19 protein-coding genes and 2 tRNA genes are annotated in these 15,516 nt (G+C 64.6%); 12 read left to right on the forward strand and 9 right to left on the reverse strand.

All coding sequences use genetic code 11. From position 1 onward, the window contains the following. Positions 1–22: 22 nt before the first annotated feature. Positions 23–1,378, reverse strand: coding sequence for an MFS transporter (locus ACVIHF_RS19250; RefSeq protein ID WP_456780349.1), 1,356 nt, complete (start codon positions 1,376–1,378; stop codon positions 23–25). A 118-nt stretch (positions 1,379–1,496) separates the two neighbouring features. Here ACVIHF_RS19250 and ACVIHF_RS19255 point away from each other — a divergent pair, with 118 nt between their 5' ends. Continuing rightward, a complete protein-coding gene (locus tag ACVIHF_RS19255; RefSeq protein ID WP_028335380.1) occupies positions 1,497–2,423 on the forward strand; it encodes a LysR family transcriptional regulator in 927 nt (308 codons plus the stop codon). 165 nt (positions 2,424–2,588) lie between these two features. Next, positions 2,589–3,449 (forward strand): sterol desaturase family protein, encoded by an 861-nt coding sequence (locus tag ACVIHF_RS19260; RefSeq protein ID WP_253608099.1) that lies wholly within the window; start codon positions 2,589–2,591, stop codon positions 3,447–3,449. Between the two features lie 36 nt (positions 3,450–3,485). Here ACVIHF_RS19260 and ACVIHF_RS19265 read toward each other — a convergent pair whose 3' ends face one another. Both ACVIHF_RS19265 and ACVIHF_RS19270 read right to left on the reverse strand, forming a co-directional pair. Then, positions 3,486–4,670 (reverse strand): glycosyltransferase family 87 protein, encoded by a 1,185-nt coding sequence (locus tag ACVIHF_RS19265; RefSeq protein ID WP_456780348.1) that lies wholly within the window; start codon positions 4,668–4,670, stop codon positions 3,486–3,488. Positions 4,671–5,051: 381 nt separating this feature from the next. After that, positions 5,052–5,137 (reverse strand) — tRNA-Tyr (locus tag ACVIHF_RS19270). A gap of 308 nt (positions 5,138–5,445) precedes the next feature. On the opposite strand from ACVIHF_RS19270, the gene rlmB reads away from it, so the two are divergent. Continuing rightward, on the forward strand, positions 5,446–6,270 hold the full coding sequence (rlmB, locus tag ACVIHF_RS19275; protein ID WP_253608097.1) for a 23S rRNA (guanosine(2251)-2'-O)-methyltransferase RlmB: 825 nt from the start codon (positions 5,446–5,448) through the stop codon (positions 6,268–6,270). A 704-nt stretch (positions 6,271–6,974) separates the two neighbouring features. Here the strand turns inward: rlmB and ACVIHF_RS19280 are convergent. The 3 genes from ACVIHF_RS19280 to ACVIHF_RS19290 form a co-directional block, all read right to left on the reverse strand. Next, positions 6,975–7,394, reverse strand: coding sequence for a hypothetical protein (locus ACVIHF_RS19280; RefSeq protein WP_253608096.1), 420 nt, complete (start codon positions 7,392–7,394; stop codon positions 6,975–6,977). A gap of 98 nt (positions 7,395–7,492) precedes the next feature. Continuing rightward, positions 7,493–7,966, reverse strand: a complete 474-nt coding sequence (locus tag ACVIHF_RS19285; protein WP_057019618.1) for a hypothetical protein — start codon at positions 7,964–7,966, stop codon at positions 7,493–7,495. Between the two features lie 255 nt (positions 7,967–8,221). After that, positions 8,222–8,962, reverse strand: a complete 741-nt coding sequence (locus ACVIHF_RS19290; protein ID WP_057019619.1) for a sulfite exporter TauE/SafE family protein — start codon at positions 8,960–8,962, stop codon at positions 8,222–8,224. Positions 8,963–9,156: 194 nt separating this feature from the next. Between ACVIHF_RS19290 and ACVIHF_RS19295 the strand changes: the two genes are divergently transcribed. From ACVIHF_RS19295 to ACVIHF_RS19335, 9 genes are all read left to right on the forward strand, one after another. Further along, positions 9,157–9,597, forward strand: coding sequence for a hypothetical protein (locus tag ACVIHF_RS19295; protein WP_253608095.1), 441 nt, complete (start codon positions 9,157–9,159; stop codon positions 9,595–9,597). A 162-nt stretch (positions 9,598–9,759) separates the two neighbouring features. Next, positions 9,760–9,834, forward strand: a tRNA-Thr gene (locus ACVIHF_RS19300). A 577-nt stretch (positions 9,835–10,411) separates the two neighbouring features. Then, positions 10,412–10,669: a hypothetical protein gene (locus ACVIHF_RS19305; protein WP_253608079.1), complete on the forward strand. Its 258-nt coding sequence runs from the start codon at positions 10,412–10,414 to the stop codon at positions 10,667–10,669. A gap of 14 nt (positions 10,670–10,683) precedes the next feature. Further along, positions 10,684–10,917, forward strand: coding sequence for a hypothetical protein (locus ACVIHF_RS19310; protein WP_168856709.1), 234 nt, complete (start codon positions 10,684–10,686; stop codon positions 10,915–10,917). A 68-nt stretch (positions 10,918–10,985) separates the two neighbouring features. Next, a complete protein-coding gene (locus tag ACVIHF_RS19315) occupies positions 10,986–11,231 on the forward strand; it encodes a hypothetical protein (protein ID WP_076831538.1) in 246 nt (81 codons plus the stop codon). A 175-nt stretch (positions 11,232–11,406) separates the two neighbouring features. Further along, complete coding sequence (locus tag ACVIHF_RS19320) at positions 11,407–11,595, forward strand: hypothetical protein (RefSeq protein WP_057019624.1); 189 nt, start codon at positions 11,407–11,409, stop codon at positions 11,593–11,595. A gap of 55 nt (positions 11,596–11,650) precedes the next feature. Further along, the gene (locus ACVIHF_RS19325) at positions 11,651–11,830 is read left to right on the forward strand and encodes a hypothetical protein (RefSeq protein WP_253608078.1); all 180 of its coding nucleotides are present in this window, start codon (positions 11,651–11,653) and stop codon (positions 11,828–11,830) included. Positions 11,831–11,968: 138 nt separating this feature from the next. Further along, complete coding sequence (locus ACVIHF_RS19330; RefSeq protein WP_253608077.1) at positions 11,969–12,199, forward strand: hypothetical protein; 231 nt, start codon at positions 11,969–11,971, stop codon at positions 12,197–12,199. A 134-nt stretch (positions 12,200–12,333) separates the two neighbouring features. Continuing rightward, a complete protein-coding gene (locus tag ACVIHF_RS19335; protein ID WP_253608076.1) occupies positions 12,334–12,873 on the forward strand; it encodes a hypothetical protein in 540 nt (179 codons plus the stop codon). 36 nt (positions 12,874–12,909) lie between these two features. Here the strand turns inward: ACVIHF_RS19335 and ACVIHF_RS19340 are convergent, their stop codons facing one another. The 3 genes from ACVIHF_RS19340 to ACVIHF_RS19350 form a co-directional block, all read right to left on the reverse strand. Continuing rightward, positions 12,910–14,070: a DUF2652 domain-containing protein gene (locus ACVIHF_RS19340; RefSeq protein WP_253608075.1), complete on the reverse strand. Its 1,161-nt coding sequence runs from the start codon at positions 14,068–14,070 to the stop codon at positions 12,910–12,912. 101 nt (positions 14,071–14,171) lie between these two features. After that, positions 14,172–15,020, reverse strand: a complete 849-nt coding sequence (locus ACVIHF_RS19345; RefSeq protein WP_253608074.1) for an alpha/beta fold hydrolase — start codon at positions 15,018–15,020, stop codon at positions 14,172–14,174. Further along, positions 15,017–15,385, reverse strand: coding sequence for a hypothetical protein (locus tag ACVIHF_RS19350; protein WP_229162601.1), 369 nt, complete (start codon positions 15,383–15,385; stop codon positions 15,017–15,019). The genes ACVIHF_RS19345 and ACVIHF_RS19350 overlap by 4 nt, the downstream gene beginning before the upstream one ends. Positions 15,386–15,516: the final 131 nt, after the last annotated feature.

Here is a 15,516-nt window from a genome sequence, read left to right on the forward strand (position 1 = left end):
GATGATCTCCCAGGCGCCGCGATCACGCGGCTTCGCTTGCGATGTCTTCCAGCGACCGGCCGCGCGTCGGCACGCCCATCAGCACCACGGTCAGCGCGCCAATCAGGAGGACGGACGTGGTGACGCCGAACACGCCGGCAAAGCCGAAATTCGGGTAGAGGTAGCCGACCAGGATCGGCGCCACGATCGCGCCGATGCGGCCGATCGCGGAGGCAAGCCCGGCACCCGTGGTCCGGATCGATGTCGGAAACACTTCGGCCGTGTAGGCATAGACGCCCGCATAGGTGCCGTTCATGAAGAACGACAGCAGCAGGCCGGCCGTCATGATCTCCGCATCGCTCTTGGCAAAGGCGAGCCCGAGCGCGCTGACGCCGCCGAGCAGCATATAGGTCGCAATCGTCGCCTGCCGTCCGATCCGCTCATTGAAAAAGGCGGCGGTGAAATAGCCCGGTACCTGCGCGCAATACATCGCGAGCGAATAGCCGAAACTCTTGGTGATGCTCATGCCGTTCTGCACCAAGAGGCCGGGAATCCAGACGAAGAAGGAATAGTAGCTGAAGGTGATCGACAGCCACATGATCCAGGTCATGGTGGTGATGCGCGCCTGCCGGCCGGCGAGCAGCGCGGCAAAATTGCTCAACAGCGTTCCCGACGAGGCGACTGGCGCGGCCGGCTCGGCGACCGCAGGCGGCAGCGCACGGCCCTCTCGCGCGAAGCTCGCCTCGATCCGGTCGAGCACTGCTTCGGCTTCCTTCGCCCTGCCCCGGCTTTCCAGCCAGCGCGGCGATTCCGGCAGCGATCTCCGCCACCACAGCAGCATCACGACAGGCACGGCCGTGATGACCAGCACGATGCGCCAGCCGTTCTCGTAGGCGGGCACGATGAAATAGCCGAGCAAGGCGGCGGCGACGAAGCCGAACGAGAAGAAGCCCGCCAGCGCGCCGGTGAAGGCGCCGCGGTAACGCCGCGCCACGAACTCCGCGAGGTACGGCGCGATGATCGCGCTCTCCGCGCCCGTGCCCATGCCGGCGACGACGCGCGCGGCAAAGAACGCCGGCCAGCTATCCACCGCCGCGCTGACCAGCGAGGCCGCACTGTAGAGCGCGAGCGCCGACATCATCACCGCGCGGCGGCCGATCAGGTCACCCAGCGTCCCCGCGAGCAGCGCGCCGAACAAATAACCGACGAAGGTGCTGCTGCCGAGCACGCCGGTCTCGACATTGGTCAGCCCCCAGGCGGTGCGCAGCACCGGCAGGATGAACGCCAGCACGGCGGCATCCATCGCGTCAAAGAGATAGCCGAGGCCGCCCATCAGCAGCAGGTGCACGTGGAACCGCGCGAACGGCAGGCGCTCGATGCGCGCCGAGATCATCGACATGAAAGTCCCCCCTCGCCCCGCGGCGGCACGCGCCACAGGGTCAGCCGGGTAATGATAGACAAAGCAATATTATCCGAATAATTTATAATCGTTATCTGGCACATCACCCTTGTGAATATTGCTCGTGTCCTTCCGCACGCTCGACCTCAACCTGCTGAAAGTCTTCGAGGCGCTGATGACCGAGGGCAGCGTCACGCGCGCCGCCAGCGCGCTGACCATGACGCAGCCCGCGGTCAGCAACGCGCTCGCGCGGCTGCGCGACGCGCTGGGCGATCCCTTGTTCGTGCGCACCGCGAGCGGGATCCGCCCGACGCAGCGCGCCGTGGCGCTGTGGCAGCCGATTGGCGATGCTCTCGAACATGTCCGCCACGCGCTCGACGAGGACGCCTTCGATCCGCGACAGACCCAGGCCGAATTCATCCTGTCGATGTCCGACTACGTTGCCTCGCTGGTAATGCCGCGGCTGCTCAACCGCTTCAGCGAAGTGGCGCCGTCCGCGCGCATCCACACCGTGCCCAACACCATCCTGGAGATCGGCGACCGGCTCGAGGACAACCGCGTCGATTGCGTGCTCAGCGTCTATGTCAACGAGGCGCAGCAGCCGCCGGCCGTGATCCGCTCACGCTCGCTGTGGACCGTCGAATATGCCTGCATGATGCGGCGGGACCATCCGCTGGCCAGGCAGAAGCGGCTCAACACCCGGAGCTTCCTTGCCGCCAAGCATGTCGATGTCAGCCTCGCCGGCAAGACGCTGCCGACCTACGACCAGTTTCTCGCCTCGCGCGGGCTGTCGCGCAATCTGGTCGCGACCGTCAACCACTACAATGCCGCCTACGAGATCGTGCGCCAGTCCGACCTGATCGCCGTGCTGCCGCGCGATCTCAGCGCCCAGTCCCGCCACGCGCCCCATCTGCACGCCATGCCGGTGCCGCTGCCGGCGCCGCCGCGCATCGTCAGCCTGTTCTGGCACCAGCGCAACGACACCGTCCCCGCGCAACGCTGGCTGCGCGAGACGCTGGTGGAGATGTTCGCAAGGATGGAGTGACGCGGTGGGATTGGGGCATGCGGACGAACCCGGCTCCCGGACACCGGTGATCCCCGTAGCGGCACGGGGATGCTGATTAACGCTCCCACAACCCGGGTTTCGTTTCCGATTGACGCCATCGGGGACCGGGGTGGTAGGCTGTCGCCATTTCACGTGGCCATTTGAATGCGCGAGTTATTGGAACAATATCAGCTTTTGCTGGCGCCCCTGATCTTCGTGCCGTTCGAGCAACTCTTTGCAGCGAGGCAGCAGAAGATCTTCAGGCGTGGTCTTTCGACCGATATGGCCTTCCTGTTTCTCAACGGCTGGCTGGTGTTCATCGGCGTGACCGCGATCATCGCACTGGCGACGCTGGTCAATCAATCGATCCTGCCCTCGGCCGTCAAGCAGGCGGTCAGCGATCTCCCGTATTGGGCTCAGGCGCCGATCGCGATCGTGATCGGGGACCTCGGCATCTACTGGACCCACCGCATCCTGCATGTCGTGCCCGCCATGTGGCGCATCCATGCCGTTCATCACGCCGTCGAAGAGCTGGACTGGCTCGCCGCGATCCACCAGCACCCGCTTGACGTGACCTTCATGAAGGTTGGTTCGCTGTTCCCGCTGTTCGCGCTCGGTTTCTCCGCGGAGGCGATCGGGACCTATCTTGCGATCTACTACTGGCAATCCTGGCTCGCGCACGCCAACGTGCGCCTGGGCTACGGCCCGCTACGCCATGTCCTGGTGTCGCCGGAGTTTCATCACTGGCACCACAGCAGCGAGCGGGAAGCCAGGGACAAGAACTACGCCGGGCTGTTCTCGTTCTACGATGTGCTGTTCGGCAGCCTCTATCTTCCGGAAGCGCAGAAGCCGACGGCATTCGGCGTCGATCATCCGATGCCCACGAGGTACCTGGCGCTTTTGGCCTATCCATTTTTCGCCTGGGCCTCGATGCTCAAGCGCGACGATCCGTCGGGCACCAGGCACCCGGTTGGCGCGGAGGCTGTGCCCGGCACGGCAACGCCGCCAGCGCAGCAGGACGGCTGATCCTAATGATCTTCGCGACTGTTCGCGATCGGAACACTAGCCTCCGACGGTCGCGGATTTTTGCAACTCCTCGCCTGTAGCTGTCTCGCCGGCCTCTTGCCGGTATCTCATCCAGATCAGCGCGATCACGGTTGCGCACATCATGGGGCCGAGAGGCGTGCGCACGAACGGGAAAGCGTATCCCAATACGAAGACGACGCTGACAGCGATCCGGAAGGCGCTTCGACCCGAACGCGACGCGAGGCGGCCCGCGCTGGCGTTCATGAGAAAGAGCAACGCGACCACCAGGATCGGCATATCGTAGATCGCGAAGTAAGGAGAAATCAGCGGCGTTGCCGCCAGGAGGCTCGCGGCCTTTACGGCGAAGCTGACATGGCCGCGCCACAGGATCAGCACTCCAATCGCAACCACGGATGCGATGGCGACGTGGACCGCCATCGCCAAACCGTAGCCGAGGCCGGCGTCTCTCAAGAGCCCATAGATACTCTGCAGTTTGTACCATGGCAGCGCGCCACTGAGGTGGAATTGCGTCGTGGCGAAGGTGGCGGCGGCGCGGAATCCATCGAAGGTATCCCAACCGAAGATCAGCCCGGCGAGCAGCAGGAGGACCGGAATCACCAGAGCGGCGGTGATGACGACGCGCCAACGTCCGGTGGCGATCAGCACGAAGGGAAGCAGCACGCCATACTGAGGTTTGAAGATGAGCAGCGCGATCAGGATTCCACTGAGAAGCGGACGCCTGTCCAATGTCAGCAGGATGCCGCCGAGCAGCGATGCGGCGAGCAGTGCGCTTTGGCCGGAAATGAAGTCGTAGAATACTGGCGGAGCAGCGAGTGCCAGCAGCAGCGCGGCGGAGCGTGGCCGGATGGCATGAACGACGAGCAGCCAGCAAGACAGCTTCGCTGCGCTCCAGACCCAGAACGCGATCGGAAACGGCAGCAGCGCCAGCGGCGCCACAACCAGGAAAAACACCGGCGGATAAAAGAACGGAACCGGTACCTGATCGTAAGGATACGGAGCGTGATTGAGGGATTGCAGCCGGAGAACAAGTTGCTGATGCAGCTGCTCCCAATCGTAGGCCGCCGCCGCATGGCCTTCGAGCGCCATCGCGCCCGCGCCCCAGAAACATGAAAAATCGATTCCGGCCTGGCCGCCACCACCGACAAATGCCGGTATCGAAACCAGGATCGAGACCCCGAGCAAGATGACGCAGGCAACCATCAGCGCCGGGTCATCTCCTGCAGAAGCGTCCCAGTGCAAAATTTTCTTCATATCCTCTGAAACGGCTCAATCATGAAATGGCGCAATCTACCATTGCACTCGCGGGCCGAGCAACGGAACGCCGGCGGCGGCTGGAGCTGTTTGCGCGGATAGGGTGAAGAAGCGGGTGTCGAATGGATGAGCGGGCTGTGGCCTAGCTTCGCTCACGTCGCTACGATGGAGTTTTCCGGGCTTGCCGAGCCGTGGGTCGCGAAGCGCCTCATGCCTCGCCGATACAGCCCGCCGTCGCCCTTCGGGCTATGGCGTGGCAGCCTTCACTCACTTCGCTACGATGGAGTTTTCCCGGCCTGCCGAGCCGTAGCTCGCGAAGCGAGCGAAGGCTGGTGGGGGAGGCAGGACTCGAACCTGCGAAGCCATGAGGCGGCTGATTTACAGTCAGCTCCCTTTGCCACTCGGGACACTCCCCCGTCCAACAGCATCAGACCGGCCGCGCGAGTGGCGGCGGACCGGTCATCGAAATGACGCTGATAACCGGCCGACCCGAAGCGGGTGCGCGGTCGGGCGCGTTTATGGGGGAAGGCGGTCCCCAAAGTCAACCAAGCCAGCCATCTAATTGGGATACTTTTGCAGGCTCGGGCGATCTCTGTTCCAAAGTAGTGAGTCTTGCGGCTAGATTCTTGTTTTGTCGCGTTTTCTTCACGCGAACCGGACCCCACTTCGCTCGAAAACGCTGTGTAAAATTGCCAATATTCAGGAGCCGTGACACAAGCCTCACATGAGCGATCGCGACCGCAAACCCAATTTCCGAGGCAAGGGCGGTAAACCCTTCCAAAAAGGGCCGAAATTCGGCCGCCCGCCGGCCCGGCGGGAACGCGAATCCGGTTCCGACGGGCCGGTGATTCTGTACGGCTGGCACACCGTGTCGGCGGCGCTTGCCAACCCCGACCGCCATATCCGCAAGCTTTACCTCACCGAGAACGCGGCCAAGCGCCTCGCCGACGAAGACATCGCGACCCGCGTCACCCCCGAGATCGTCCGGCCCAGCGAGATCGACCGGCGCCTCACCCCCGATGCGGTGCATCAGGGCCTCCTGGCGGAGGCCGATCCCCTGGCCTCGCCCGGCATCGACACGCTGGCGCTGGAGGGCATCGTGCTGGTGCTCGACCAGATCACCGATCCGCACAATGTCGGCGCCATCCTGCGCTCGGCCGCGGCGTTCGCGGTGAAGGCGATCGTCACCACCGCCCGTCACAGCCCGGAGGCGACCGGCGTGCTGGCGAAGTCCGCCTCCGGCGCGCTCGAGTTGGTGCCTGTTGTCACCGTGCAGAACCTGGCGCGCGCGCTGAACGAGTTGAACGAGCGCGGCTTCCAGACCGTCGGCCTCGACAGCGAGGGCACCGAGGATCTCGGCAAGGCCGCGCTGCAAGCGCCGCTCGCGCTGGTGCTCGGCGCCGAAGGCAAGGGCTTGCGGCAATTGACGCGCGAGACCTGCCGCCTCGTCGCCCGCCTCGACATGCCCGGCGAGATCAAGAGCCTCAACGTGTCGAACGCCTGTGTGCTCGCGCTCTATATCGGCGCCAGCCGGCTCGGGCTGATGTGAATCGGGATAGGGGGGAGCCTCGCAGCCCCTCCCCTCCCACACCACCGTACATACGGGTCCGTATACGGCGGTTCGCTGGATTAAGCGGCAAGAGTTGTTCTGTTGCCGCCGTAGTTTGGGTGTCAGCAATCGTCGCGCCAGCTTCGACTCCTCTGATCAGCGTCAGTCAGGGTTTCACCCCTTCCCGCCGTTCCGAGGCCAGTTGCCCGGAATTCAGTCGCATGGCCGATGCGATATCGCTGCATCTACTCGTCACTTCCAGCGTTCAGGCCTTCGGCGAAACTCGTTCCGCCTACTATGCCCTCTGCTGACTTCTGCACTGCGGTCAGATCGCCTTACGACGACCTCAGTCTCGTTGCCGAGACGCAGCGCAGATCTCCCGAGGTAAGATCGACCGCCTTCGCCGCACGCCCGCCGGATTTACCACCCCGGCCCTTGATGACCGTGGACTTCGCGATCACGTGCTCGCTCGTCCGGCCGGGTAGGCCTCGTTATCCGGTTTTTGTCCATCGGGCCGCGGCTTTGCTCCACGCTTCCTTCAGACCCCACCTCGCGATGACGCCCTTGCGCTTCGCTAATCCTTCACCGTCATCAGGCTGGATAGAGGACTTCCACCTCCAAGCTGCCGGTCATGCTCGGCACACACGACAAACGCCCGCTCGCGTGACGCGAACGGGCGCTGATGTCTCGAACTGACGATCGGATCAATAGTAGCGGCGCAGCACCGGATGGCCGTAGCGGCCGTAGCGATAGCCGTAGTGCGAACGATAGCCGTAGTGATGGCGGTAGCCGTAGTGACGGTAACCATAGCGGCGATAGCCGTAATACGGGCGACCATAGCCTTCGCGGTAGTACGGACGCGGTGCCCAGTTGCCCGGACCGGTGTAGGTCGGTCCCTGGTTGACGTAATAGTATTGCTGCGCCGCGCTGGGATAAGCGGCATCCGGGTCGGGCAGACGTTCGACGGCGCCGTAACCGTAACCGTAGCCATAGCCACCGCAACCACCGCAGCCGTAATTCACGACGGGCGCGGAATAGCCGCAAGGGTTGAAACCGCACGCCATTGCGGGCGCGGCCACCATGACGGCCACCGCCGCAATCAGTCCTTTGATCATTTGACGCATTACTCTCTCCTGTAGGTCTCTCTGTTCGTCGTCGCGTAGCTCTTGATGGCTATTCAGGATCCCCGTTTCGCGGGGCTCTTGATTTCGGGCAGTCGATTTCAGAATCCTCGGGGTCGCGGTGGCCGCGGGAACGGGCGCGGCAGCGGCCGCGGCCCGTTGAACTCCGGCGCGTAGATCACCGGCGGCGGATCGACCGGCACGTTGGACTGTGCCGGCAGCGGAGCCGATTCCGCGCCCCACGATTGATGGTAGCTCTCGGCCGGCTTGGGCAGGCGGCGGTTGGCCGGCGGCTCGATCTCGAGGCGGCCGTAACCCGGCATGCGGCCGAGGCTCGGATAATAGTGGCCGACATTCGGCTGGGGATCGATCGGGCGGCCGCCATAGACGGTCGGCACCATCGACTCGTTGCGAGCGAGCCCCATCGCGCTTTCGACCACGGCGTAGGAGGCGTCGACGCCGTTAATGATGATCGGCACGCCGGGCCGCACCGGCACGACAATGTCGAAGCCGCCGCCGGCCAGCGCCGTCGAGCTCATCGCAGCCAATATCGCCAGCGCAAGACTTGCGCGCATGTTCACCCAGCGTCCCGAATTGTTCCACCACAACCTAATCCAACGGCTTGGCGGAAGGGTTAAGGACGCCGGCCAAACTGCCGGTAAGCCTAACGCGTAAGCATCGGCATCCGGTCAATGCGGCCGTGCGGAATCAGAAATCGTTAACGGGCGCCCGGGAGCATGAGCCGGAAAAGTGCGAAGCGGATTTCCCTCGCGACAAACGCGGGACGCGTTTGCGCGGAGATCATGCTCAAACAAAGAGCCGCCTACCCGTCAGGTGAAGGCGTTCTCGACGATCGCGTGGACGCCGATCGCGATCGTGACCGCGCCGACCGCCATTTGCAGGCCGCGATTGGCCCAGGTCAGCCAGCGCGCCGAAGCTGCCAGCGGCACCGCGATCACGCTGGACAGCACGCCCATGCCGATCATGGAGCCGATGCCGAACAGCGCGACATAGCCGAGCCCGATCACCGGACTTGGGGCCTGCGACACCGTCAGCACCAGGAGCGCCGCCGAGCCGGCCATGCCGTGCATCAGGCCGACCAGGAGCGTGCGCCAGCGGAAGCCGTGCGCATGGCTGTGCGCGGCGCGGACGTGCGGCACGGTGGACGCACGCGCCACGGTGGACGCAAGCGCCACGGTGGATGCGGCTTCACCGGCATGGCTGTGGGCGTGGAAGTGCGTCGTGCCGTCGCCGTGCGAATGGGTGTGGAAGTGCACGCGGTCGCGCCACAGCCGCCACCACACATGCGCGCCGAGGCCGACCAGCATGATACCGACCGCGGTCTCGATCGGCTGTGCGACCGTTTCCGGGATCGCGCGCCCGAGCAGGATCGCGGCGCCGGCAAAGATGAACAAAGTGAGCGTGTGGCCAAGTCCCCAGGTCAGCCCGTGCTTGACGATGTCACCGACATGGCTGCGGCGGGCCGCGATGCTCGATACCGCCGCGATATGATCCGGCTCCAGCGCATGCTGCATGCCGAGCAGAAAGCCAAGACTCAAAATTCCGAACATCAATCCCCCGCGTCGGCACCGACATCAGTCCGTTCACCGCTGTACACGCAATTCTCGTCAAAGGCAGCATGCTCCGGAACGCATCATGCGCACGAACCTGGTGAACTTCACACTGCTTTGAACACAGGGCAAGGCCGCGCTGGAACAGGCACGGCACCGCGAGATTAGCTCTCGACGACGAGAGGAGATTTCGCATGACACAATTCAAAATCCTCGGCGCAGCAGCCCTGCTCGCCTCGGCGCTGGCGAGCCCGGCGATGGCGCAACAGACGATCGGCACCCCCGCGCGCTGCTCGAATGCCTGGCCGGACGCCCGATGCCAGGCGATGGCACCGGGCACCACCCGCACCGCCTATCACCAGCGCATCGGTCGGCGGGACCAAGGCTGGCAGGGCAGCTACAACCGCTATGACCCCGGCCCGTTCGCGCCCGTCGACGCCGCGGCCCGCGTGGCCGGTGGCGTCGTCGGCGGCGCGGTCGGCACGGCGGCTGCGGTCGCCACCGCCCCGTTTGGCGGCCCCGATTATGCCCGCGCCCCGATCGGCGGCGCCGAATATGCGCGGCAGAACGGCTTTGTCTGCACCCCCGGCACCTGGTTCCGCGGCAGCGACGGCCGCCAGCATCCCTGCCAGTAGCTCAGCTGATTAGGCCGACGGCGCAAAAGGCGGCCCGCGGGCCGCCTTTTGCTGTCGGGCCGATACGGGGGCGCGATCGCTTCTCGCCTGCTCGGTTCAAGCCTTGGTTCTGGCTCTGGCGCGCCAAGTCTGCTATGCGAGCGCGCAAATCATTCCCAATTCGCCGGCTTAGCTCAGCGGTAGAGCAGCAGTTTTGTAAACTGAAGGTCGGGGGTTCAATCCCCTCAGCCGGCACCAATTGGCTTGGATTTCCGGTGCTGTCTTGGCCATGGCGAGATAGCTTCAGTCTGCCGAGATCGACCGTCGACCGCAGCAGCCGCGCCAGCTCGCAGGCGAATACGGCAGTTCCGAGCATGGGGAAGCGTGCTTCGACGCTGCAGAGCCGTCCTGAGCATGCTTCTTCGATGCCGACGCCGAAGCAGTCCGCTGCTGCAAATCCCTTGATGACCCCGTGAACGCCGACCGTCCTGCGGCCGATGCTGCCTTCAAACCGAAGTGCCTGGGCATCGCGTCCTCCATCAGATATGCGCGGCCTACGCCGCGTCGTTCCCGGCTGCGATTCGAACACGTCGTCGCGATTCAATCAAAGCGCTTCGCCTGATTGCCCACAATGTACAAAGCGAGCCGTAGTATTCCGGTTGTCGGGAGTGCCACATCGTCGATCGCACTCACCGCTAGCCAATACAACGACCCTGCGCTTCGCAATGTTTTGCAGGAAGCGCTAGCGATAACGTTGAGCACTCTCGCGACGACTACTTGTGATTTTGTTCCCGCTGGCTATTGTTCCGGCACTTTCACCTTTGGGAATTTCAAAATGAAGATTGTTTTCTGCACCGCGATTGTCCTGTCCACACTCGCCGTCGCTCCGGCGAACGCCAGGGAGCGCAATGACAGCCCTCACTCCCAGGCCTGCATGGCCAAGAACGGCTTCAATCTCGACATGTGGCGCGCTCACTCCGCGGGCACCGACGCGCAGGTCCTGAGGTACATCCAGTGTCGGGATCGGGTGTCCGCAGCACAGGCCAAGGCGATCGGCATTCGCGACCATAACTTCAGCGCGGGCTATCGATGAGCCTCGAGGGTGAGATGAAAATCGGACTCGCCCTTGCCTTCCTTGCCATCGGCTGCATCCCGGCAAGCGCCGCAGGCTGGACCTGCTCCGCCCCGGGTCTGATCTCCGGGTCGTATGATGGCGGCGATAGCGCCTACATCCATCTCACCGGCTTCCCGAACGGCAACAACTATCCTGTCGCGAAGAAGGGCAGCCGGGCCACCGGCACGACGAAGATCGGCACCCGCTTTGTCTGCACCCAACGCTAAGGCACACCGCCAATCCTGATCGGCCTGAAATTATCGCCGACCAGACTTCACCATTTTGAGGAATCACCATGAGATTGCTGATCTTGCTCGCAACCTTCGCCGCCACCATTTCGGCGGCCACCGCCGAAACCGCTGTCGAGCGCCAATGCGCGTCGGGCAAATGCACCTGCACCTACATCGCGTCGACCTGCAAGACCTGGAATCGCACCCATGGCGGCGACCTCGCCATCTGCGACAGCTACCGCGAGAGCTGCCTGCAGAGCGGCCGATGGGACGACAGAAACCGCCACATCGACGTGGTGGTGAAGCGCTGAGGCAGTTCGCCCTTTCCGAACCGGCGCTGCGCCGCAGGGCCGGTTCGGAAAGCCGCTGCGACACTCCCCTGGCAGGAATCGTGGGATCCTTCCCGTAAGATCACCCATCCCTCGCCTTGCTTCTGTTCTTGCGGCCCCAAACGGGGTATGCAGAATGCGGGGTGGGACTCTGCCAATGACCTATTTGATCCTTGCCCGAGATGGCACCAGCCGAATCGTGCTGAAGCGCGACAGCGAAGACGCGGCCGAGAAGAAGGCTCGCGAGCTGAAGGAGATGGGCTGGTTCGAAGTCGAGGTCCGCGAGGACAAGACGGCGCCGGTCACGTCGGCTCCCCCGGCGGATCGTCCACCGACGCTGCAATGACGCTTTGATGAACCTTTGCCGGGTGGCCCTTACAGATATGTGAGGAGCCGCCACGATGTCCGACACAGCACATTACCGCTTCCAATCCGATCAGGCGCGACGGCTGGCCCGGCAGGTGACCGACGCCGCGGTGCGCGACAAGTTGCTCGAAATGGCCGAGGAATATGGCCGCTACGCCGACCTGATCGAGGCCCGCAGCATCGAGCAGGTGCCCGCCGCGATAGCGGCTCATTAGGCTGGCCCCCGCCCCGTTCCGGACGGCTCACCGGTTCGTCCTCTCCTGATGCTCGTCCTCAAGGTGAGGCCAAATCCGCTCGACAACGCCCTGAGGATTTGTTCGGAACATTATGCCCTTTCACGCGATTTTCCTCGCATGAGGGTCCGCGAATCCGACCGCAATCTGCTGCTTCTGGGCACGTTCACGCTGCTCAGCGTGGCCGCGGCCGGCCTCGTCGCCCTGCTCGATCCGGCACCCGCGCCGGCGAACCCCACGCCCCGGCCGCCCGCGAATCACGCGTCGGCATCGGATCAGGGATTGGCCCAGACCCCGGTCCGGATCGTCGGTACCCCGTTCGTCCCGAACACCAATCCCCGTCAACGCTGACCGTCCACGCCCGCGCGGCGTGTCACAATTATGTCACCGCGCCTACCAAACAGGCGTCTTCGTCAACCATCATGATGGCGAGCGCTTGATTCCGCGCGGTTGCTTTGCTGGAATCCGCGCGCTCAGGGTGCGCCATGAAGTGGATGAAAGAACGCGATCTCCTGATCGCGCAGACAATGGCTTTCGTACAGTCGGTGAAGGGCAAGCTGCCCGACGCCGAGCTGCCGGCGCCTGCCCCACGGACGGCGACGGCGACGGCGCCTGCAGTCCAGCCGGCCGCCACGCCGCCCTCCGCTACACCTGCCCCCGCCGCCGCGTTGCCGATCGCCGCTGAACAGGCCTTGGCCGAGGCGGTCGCCACGCTCAGCGTCAAGGCTGAGGTGCGGGCTGCGGTCGTGCCGCCTCCGCTTCCGGCGCCGACCGTGATCGAGGGCCTGCCCCCCGCTCCGTCGCCTTTGGCGGTGACGGTCGTCGAAATCCCGCCTCAACCGGCGCAGCTGCCGCACTTTGCCAGGCTCGACATCAGCGGCGACTTCGGATCCGAGGTGCGGGAGCGGGTTGCCAATTTCCGCGCACAGCAGCAGCGCTTCCTGAAGGAGCGCGAGGAATATTGCACCACGACCATGGCCAAGGTCCGCGCCGCGATCAACGAGCTGCCGCGCTCGGGCAAGTAACGCAGCCCCATTAGACCCCGGACTGTGCGTTGGGCATCAGCCGCGCGCGCCCGATTTCACCGGCTCGGTCAGGAAGCGTCCGCTCGATCGCGTCAATGCCGGCTCCTCCACTGCATCGAGGGCGGGCTGCTCCCCTTCCAGCATGGATCGCAATCCGGCGATCGCCTTGGTCATGCGTTCGGCATATTTCACCGCGGCGCCGTCGACGAACTCTCGATCCTTTGGTTTCGGTTTGGCGACCCGCAGCTCCAGATGCGTCATTCCGTTTGGACCGTCCAGAACGGCGCGAGTCATCACGATCCGCGGCGCGCCGGGAATCGGAAGCGTGATGCCCACCGTGAAATAATCGGTCGGACGCCAATCGAGCATCTCCTCAACGACGGTATGGTTGCCGTGCATACAGTGGTTCCTGGTGCCGGGACCGCGTCGTCCCTTGCCGGAATCCTCGACGATGGTGTCGGCGTCCCACCATTTCTGCCATTGCCCGGGCACGGTGAAAAACTCCCAAACAGTCTGCCGCGGCGCGGCGATGTCGAATTCCAGCATGACGTAGGCATCGTCGCGCGTCACCTGCATCCGGGTTTGCGCGTCTTCCTGCCGCCACGCCGCTTCCAGATCGCGCGCCCACAGCGTGACGTCGCCGATGACGTCGATGGTTTCGCGATGGGCGATGAGACCCTGGGCGACCGGATCGACACCCATCGCGCGGATGGCCGCGTCGCTGTAGAGCGCGTAGGCGCGTCCGCCGACCTTCTCACCAACCGTGTTCTTGAGCAGCCGGTGGACCAGAATGACGTCGCGCCCGGCGAGCTCCTCCCTGCCGCCCATCTTCTGCTTCACCATCTCGCCATGATGGACCACGAACTTGAAATCGAGATCGCCCATCGCGACGCAGGCCTGACACTCGCAAGTCGAGGCCTGGCGCACGTTGCGCAGGCGCCGGCGGAATTTGAAATAGGCGCCCTCGATCGCGTCCTGCAGCAGCGAGCCGTCGATCTTTTCGGCGGTGGTGTAGACGAACGCGGCGTCGCCTTCGAACTTGGCGAGGCGGAATGGCGGGCGCAGCGCTTTCACCACCGTATCCATGAAATCGGCGATGATGTCCTGCGCATGGTCGAGCTCGACCGCCGCAAGGAAATTGGTATAGCCGGAGATATCGGCAATCGCGAAATAGGCCGCTTCAGCCTTCGGAAGCATGGGGACCTCCTGCGCAACCGGTTCACGCCCAATCGTGCGGATGCGCAGTCTGTCATACCGCGCCGCCCGAGGTCGAGGACCAAAGCAACCCTGGGCGTGCGCTAGCGGCCGCCGATCTTCTCCAGCACCGGCAGCAGGTGCTTGAGAAACTCGCCCGGATTCTCGCTCATCGGGAAATGGCCGAGGCCCTTCATGATGGTGGCCTCAGCCCCGGCAATGCTGTTCGCCACCGCCAGCGTCTCTTCCGGCGTGCAGGAATAGTCGTACTCGCCCGACAACAGAAACAGCGGGCAACGTCTGGTGTCGATCTCGGCGATGCGGGCGCGGATGTCGCCGTCGACCTTGTAGAAATAGAGGTCGCCCTTGAACACGCCGGGCCCGCTCTGCATGTAATGCCACAGCGTCTCCCACCGCTCCTTGTCGGGCGCGTCGGGGCCGACGAGGCCCGAGACGATGGCGGCGGCGACCTCGCCGCCATGCACGTCCGGCCGGTGCAGGAAATTCAGGTCGTAATAGGGATCGACATGCGCGCCGGCCTGCAGGCCGATGATGGCGCGGAAGCGTTCGGGATGCTCGAGCGCGAGATGCAGCGCGATCCGGCCGCCGATCGAGCAGCCGATCACGATCGGCCTGTCGAGGTCGAGCGCGTCCATCACCGCCAGGATCATGGTCGTATATTGCGCGGAGGTGAGCTGGTACTCCTCGTCGTGCCAGCCCTGCGGCGGCGACGACTTGCCGTGCCAGGGCATGTCGAAGGCGATGACGCGATGGTTGCGCGTGACGCGCGCATCGTTCATCAGGCCGCGATATTGCCGCCCGTCCGCGCCCGCGGTGTGCAGGCAGAGCAGCGGCGTGCCCTCGCCCGCCTCCTCGACATAGACGCGGTGGGCCCGGCCGAACAGCTCCAGATGCATGTAGCGGCCGACGATCGGTTCGAACCTGGCGCTCATGCGGCGACTCCCTCGCGGCGCAGCTTGCCGAGCGCCTCCTTGAAGTAGCGCAGGTTCGCCATGAAGATCTGCAGCTCGCCCTCGGCCTTCAGCACACGGCGCTTGATCAGCGCCATCAGGTCGTTCGAGCCCGGCGGCGGCCGCCGTTCGCAGAACCGGTCCCACTCCTCGTCCGAGGTGCGCAGCGCGAACGACGACGAGGGCATCACGAACGGCCCCTTCGTCACCGCGACGATCCGGCCCTCATGGATCGCGATCAGCCAGGCGGCCGCGCCGATCTCGAGCAGGAATGTCGTGGTGAGATAGCGGCCGCGCCGCACCAGGCCGGCGTCGCCGTTGACCCGTTCCTTCAGCGTGTCGATCATGTCAGCTCCCCGATCGCGGCCCGTCCGCGCAGGGCGCAGCGGGCGCTTGTTCTGCCGACAATGATGGGAGCAATGCCGGTGCCGTCAATCGCCAGCGGCGCCGCGCGGCCCTCGCGTTTTCGGGTGGCCAC

The organism is Bradyrhizobium sp. USDA 4506 (genome assembly GCF_054058795.1).